Here is a 4,614-nt window from a genome sequence, read left to right on the forward strand (position 1 = left end):
AGAAGTGAAACGCCGTAGCGCCGATGGTAGTGTGGGGTCTCCCCATGCGAGAGTAGGGAACTGCCAGGCATCAAATAGAATGAAAGGCTCAGTCGAAAGGCTGGGCCTTTTGTTTTATCTGTAGTCTGTCGGTGAGCACTCGTTGCGCAGCAACGGCTCGTAGGGGGGCGGGCAGGACGCCCGCCATAAACTGCCAGGCATCAGACAAGTGAAGAAGCCCGTCCGTCAGGACGGGCTTTTTTGCGTGTGTGGTAACATTTAAAAATGCAGGCCTGATAAGCGCAGCGCCATCAGGCAACCTGCACCGCCGGATGGCAGCTTCGCCTTATCCGGCCTACGGCATCGACATAATGCCTGTGTATACCGCCTTATTCCGTCGACATAACCGCAAGCCTTCCCTACATAGATGCGGTAAACTAAGCCTGATTTTGCATCAGGAAAGCGTCTATGAATCACTCCCTAAAACCCTGGAATACCTTCGGCATTGATCATTGTGCAAAGCACATCGTATGCGCTGAAAACGAACAACAACTACTGAGCGCCTGGCAGCAAGCAACTCGTGAGGGACTGCCGGTTATGATCCTGGGTGAAGGAAGCAATGTCCTGTTTCTGGAAAATTACGCCGGCACCGTGATCCTTAACCGCCTGAAAGGCATTGAGGTCAATGAAACCGCGGATGCCTGGCACCTACACGTCGGCGCAGGCGAAAACTGGCATCAGCTGGTTCGCTACGCGCTGGACAACAACATGCCCGGCCTGGAGAATCTGGCGCTCATCCCTGGCTGCGTTGGTTCCTCACCTATACAGAATATTGGCGCGTATGGCGTAGAACTACAGCGCGTCTGCGACTACGTTGACTGCGTTGAACTGGAAACGGGAAAACGTCTGCGTTTGTCCGCGGCGGAATGCCGTTTCGGCTATCGTGACAGCATCTTCAAAAATGAATATCAGGATCGCGTTGCGATCGTCGCGGTGGGTCTGCGTTTATCAAAGCAATGGCAGCCGGTGTTGACCTATGGCGATCTTACTCGTCTGGACCCGAAAACGGTCACCGCACAACAGGTATTTGATGCTGTATGCCATATGCGCACCACAAAATTGCCGGATCCTAAAGTGAATGGCAATGCGGGCAGCTTTTTTAAAAATCCCGTTGTCGCAGCCGATATCGCCATGGAACTACTGGAACGATTTCCCAACGCGCCGCATTACCCTCAGGCAGACGGTTCAGTGAAGCTAGCGGCAGGCTGGCTGATAGACCAATGTCAGTTGAAAGGCGTCGCCATTGGCGGCGCTGCGGTACATCGCCAACAGGCGCTGGTATTGATTAATGCGAATAATGCGACAAGTAAAGATGTGGTGGCGCTGGCGCATCATGTCCGGCAAAAAGTGGGTGAAAAATTTAATGTCTGGCTGGAGCCTGAGGTTCGCTTTATTGGTCAGCTCGGAGAGGTGAACGCAGTGGAGAGCATTGCATGAAAGATACTACCGTTCCCCTGACGCTGATCTCACTACTTGCCGACGGAGAGTTTCACTCAGGCGAGCAGTTGGGTGAACGGCTGGGAATGAGCCGCGCGGCGATTAATAAACATATCCAGACATTACGCGACTGGGGAGTAGATGTATTTACCGTTCCGGGGAAAGGATATAGCTTGCCGGAACCCATCCAGTTACTGGATGCTGACCGTATTCATAGCCAACTGGATAGCGGAAACGTGGCGGTATTGCCCGTTATCGATTCAACCAATCAGTATTTACTTGATCGAATTGGCGAGCTGCGTTCAGGCGATGCCTGTGTAGCAGAATACCAACAGGCAGGGCGTGGTCGTCGCGGGCGTAAATGGTTCTCACCGTTTGGCGCGAATCTATATCTTTCAATGTACTGGCGTCTGGAGCAGGGGCCTGCGGCGGCAATAGGCTTGAGTCTGGTCATTGGAATTGTGATGGCGGAAGTGCTGCGTGAACTGGGCGCAGATAAAGTTCGTGTGAAGTGGCCTAACGACCTCTACCTGCTGGATCGCAAACTGGCGGGTATTCTGGTCGAGTTAACCGGTAAAACGGGCGATGCCGCACAAATAGTGATTGGCGCTGGTATTAACATGGCAATGCGTCGCGTAGAAGAGGACGTGATAAATCAGGGATGGATCACACTACAAGAGGCCGGAATTACGCTTGACCGCAATATGCTGGCCGCAAAGCTGATTTATAAGCTACGTGCTGCGCTTGAGCTTTTTGAGCAAGAAGGTCTTTCTCCTTATCTTTCGCGCTGGAAAAAACTGGATAATTTTATTGATCGCCCGGTAAAACTAATTATTGGCGACAAAGAAATATTTGGTATTTCTCGCGGCATTGATACTCAGGGTGCATTATTGCTTGAACAGGATGGCGTGATTAAACCCTGGATGGGTGGGGAAATATCGCTGCGAAGCGCCGAATAGTAAAAAAGGGGAGTCGGTACTCCCCTTTTTTCTGTTATTTCCGCAATCTTACCTGTTCCACCGCATGGTTAGCGCTCTTAGTCATAATAAGGCTGGCACGTTCTCGCGTGGGTAAAATATTTTGTTTTAAATTCAACCAGTTAATTTCTTTCCAAAGCGAAGTCGCTGTATTAACAGCTTCTTCTTTAGATAATTTCGCATAATTGTGGAAATAAGAGTCAGGATCGGTAAACGCCCCTTCGCGGAATTTCAGGAAGCGATTGATATACCACGTCTGAAGAAGTTCTTCTGGCGCATCAACGTAAATAGAGAAATCAACGAAATCAGAGACAAATACATGATGCGGATCGTGAGGATAATCCATACCGCTTTGTAAAACATTCAAACCTTCAAGAATCAATATATCAGGTTGAGCGACGGTTTTATCCCCTTCAGGAATAACATCGTAAATCAAATGAGAATAGACTGGCGCCGTCACGTTCGGTACGCCCGACTTGAGGTCAGAAACGAATTTCACCAGTCGGTGCATATCATACGATTCGGGGAACCCCTTTTTCTTCATTAACCCGCGTTCTTTCAACACCTGGTTTGGGTGGAGGAAACCGTCTGTGGTAATCAATTCAACACGGCGGTGTTCCGGCCAGCGACTCAGCAACGCTTGTAGAACGCGTGCTGTCGTGCTTTTACCCACTGCGACGCTGCCCGCGATACTGATGATGTAAGGGATTCGCTGGCCGTTAGTGCCCAGAAACTGTTCCAGGACAGCCTGACGACGCAGATTTGAACTGATATAGAAATTTAGCAAACGGGAGAGAGGTAAATATATTTCTGCAACTTCTTCCAGCGATAAATCTTCATTAATGCCTTTTAACTGCGCGATCTCATCCTCGGTCAGGGTCATCGGCACAGAATCGCGAAGCGCAGCCCACTGGCTGCGATCAAACTGTAGGTAAGGCGTCATTAACGATTGATCTTTTATACTCATAAGCATGTTTCTGGCTGCTATTGCTACATCAGTTCAGCGATGAACGAGGGCCATCCCTGACATGCAACGGCACGTCACATTTAAGTTAATTTGGACAATGGGCAGGAGGGTAACACCAGATGGGGAGGAATAATAAGAAAAAATCTCGCTGTGAAAGCTATCCCTGAGAAGCAATGTGACGAATATACCAGATACAGAAGATTGCTTTCTATCGACGGAGCGTTGAAATGCCGCGTCGTATCCTGGTCAGACGGTCGGTAAAATGCCGAAAATTTATGCTCTCTTGTTTGAAATTAGAGCATTTTTGTCTCTTATAGCGCAAAATGTGAGCGATAGAACATTTTATGCAATTTTTTAGTTGCATGAGCACGCAGGTCTCCATAGAATGCGCGCTACTTGATGCCGACTTAGCTCAGTAGGTAGAGCAACTGACTTGTAATCAGTAGGTCACCAGTTCGATTCCGGTAGTCGGCACCATCAAGTCCGGTGGGGTTCCCGAGCGGCCAAAGGGAGCAGACTGTAAATCTGCCGTCACAGACTTCGAAGGTTCGAATCCTTCCCCCACCACCATTTTCGGCCGCGCGATGGCGCAGCCCGAGACGATAAGTTCGCTTACCGGCTCGAATAAAGAGAGTTTCTCTCGATATTCAGTGCAGAATGAAAATCAGGTAGCCGAGTTCCAGGATGCGGGCATCGTATAATGGCTATTACCTCAGCCTTCCAAGCTGATGATGCGGGTTCGATTCCCGCTGCCCGCTCCAAGATGTGCTGATATAGCTCAGTTGGTAGAGCGCACCCTTGGTAAGGGTGAGGTCGGCAGTTCGAATCTGCCTATCAGCACCACTTCTTTTCTCCTTCCTGTTTTTCTCTTCTGTTTATTAGCATTCAACAAGTCGGGCGTGTTGCCTGGTTGATGTGGTGATATCACCGATTTATCCGTGTCTTAGAGGGACAATCGATGTCTAAAGAAAAGTTTGAACGTACAAAACCGCACGTTAACGTCGGTACTATCGGCCACGTTGACCATGGTAAAACAACGCTGACCGCTGCCATTACTACCGTACTGGCTAAAACCTACGGCGGTGCCGCTCGCGCATTCGACCAGATCGATAACGCGCCGGAAGAAAAAGCGCGTGGTATCACCATCAACACTTCTCACGTTGAATACGATACCCCGACCCGCCACTACGCACA

At 49.8% G+C, this 4,614-nt stretch carries 5 protein-coding genes and 4 tRNA genes; 7 read left to right on the forward strand and 2 right to left on the reverse strand.

Features of this window, described 5'->3' with window-relative positions:
- Window positions 1-447 precede the first annotated feature (447 nt).
- Window positions 448-1,476, forward strand: coding sequence for a UDP-N-acetylmuramate dehydrogenase (murB, locus tag ACLJRE_RS23755; RefSeq protein ID WP_001016647.1), 1,029 nt, complete (start codon window positions 448-450; stop codon window positions 1,474-1,476).
- Window positions 1,473-2,435, forward strand: a complete 963-nt coding sequence (gene birA, locus ACLJRE_RS23760) for a bifunctional biotin--[acetyl-CoA-carboxylase] ligase/biotin operon repressor BirA (protein ID WP_000655746.1) — start codon at window positions 1,473-1,475, stop codon at window positions 2,433-2,435. Before murB ends, birA begins: the two co-directional genes overlap by 4 nt.
- Before the next feature lie 34 nt (window positions 2,436-2,469).
- On the opposite strand, the gene coaA is transcribed toward birA, so the two are convergent.
- Window positions 2,470-3,420, reverse strand: coding sequence for a type I pantothenate kinase (gene coaA, locus ACLJRE_RS23765; protein ID WP_023212681.1), 951 nt, complete (start codon window positions 3,418-3,420; stop codon window positions 2,470-2,472).
- 208 nt (window positions 3,421-3,628) lie between these two features.
- On the reverse strand, window positions 3,629-3,802 hold the full coding sequence (locus tag ACLJRE_RS23770; protein WP_001541267.1) for a hypothetical protein: 174 nt from the start codon (window positions 3,800-3,802) through the stop codon (window positions 3,629-3,631).
- 19 nt (window positions 3,803-3,821) lie between these two features.
- On the opposite strand from ACLJRE_RS23770, the gene ACLJRE_RS23775 reads away from it, so the two are divergent.
- The 5 genes from ACLJRE_RS23775 to ACLJRE_RS23795 form a co-directional block, all read left to right on the forward strand.
- A tRNA-Thr gene (locus ACLJRE_RS23775) sits at window positions 3,822-3,897 on the forward strand.
- A gap of 8 nt (window positions 3,898-3,905) precedes the next feature.
- Window positions 3,906-3,990, forward strand: a tRNA-Tyr gene (locus tag ACLJRE_RS23780).
- Between the two features lie 116 nt (window positions 3,991-4,106).
- Window positions 4,107-4,181 (forward strand) — tRNA-Gly (locus tag ACLJRE_RS23785).
- A gap of 6 nt (window positions 4,182-4,187) precedes the next feature.
- Window positions 4,188-4,263 (forward strand) — tRNA-Thr (locus ACLJRE_RS23790).
- 115 nt (window positions 4,264-4,378) lie between these two features.
- Window positions 4,379-4,614: GTP-binding protein (locus ACLJRE_RS23795; protein ID WP_000031667.1), on the forward strand; the 236-nt coding region annotated here is incomplete at its 3' end.

It is taken from the genome of Salmonella sp. SAL04157, assembly GCF_046551635.1.
Classification (GTDB): domain Bacteria; phylum Pseudomonadota; class Gammaproteobacteria; order Enterobacterales; family Enterobacteriaceae; genus Salmonella; species Salmonella enterica.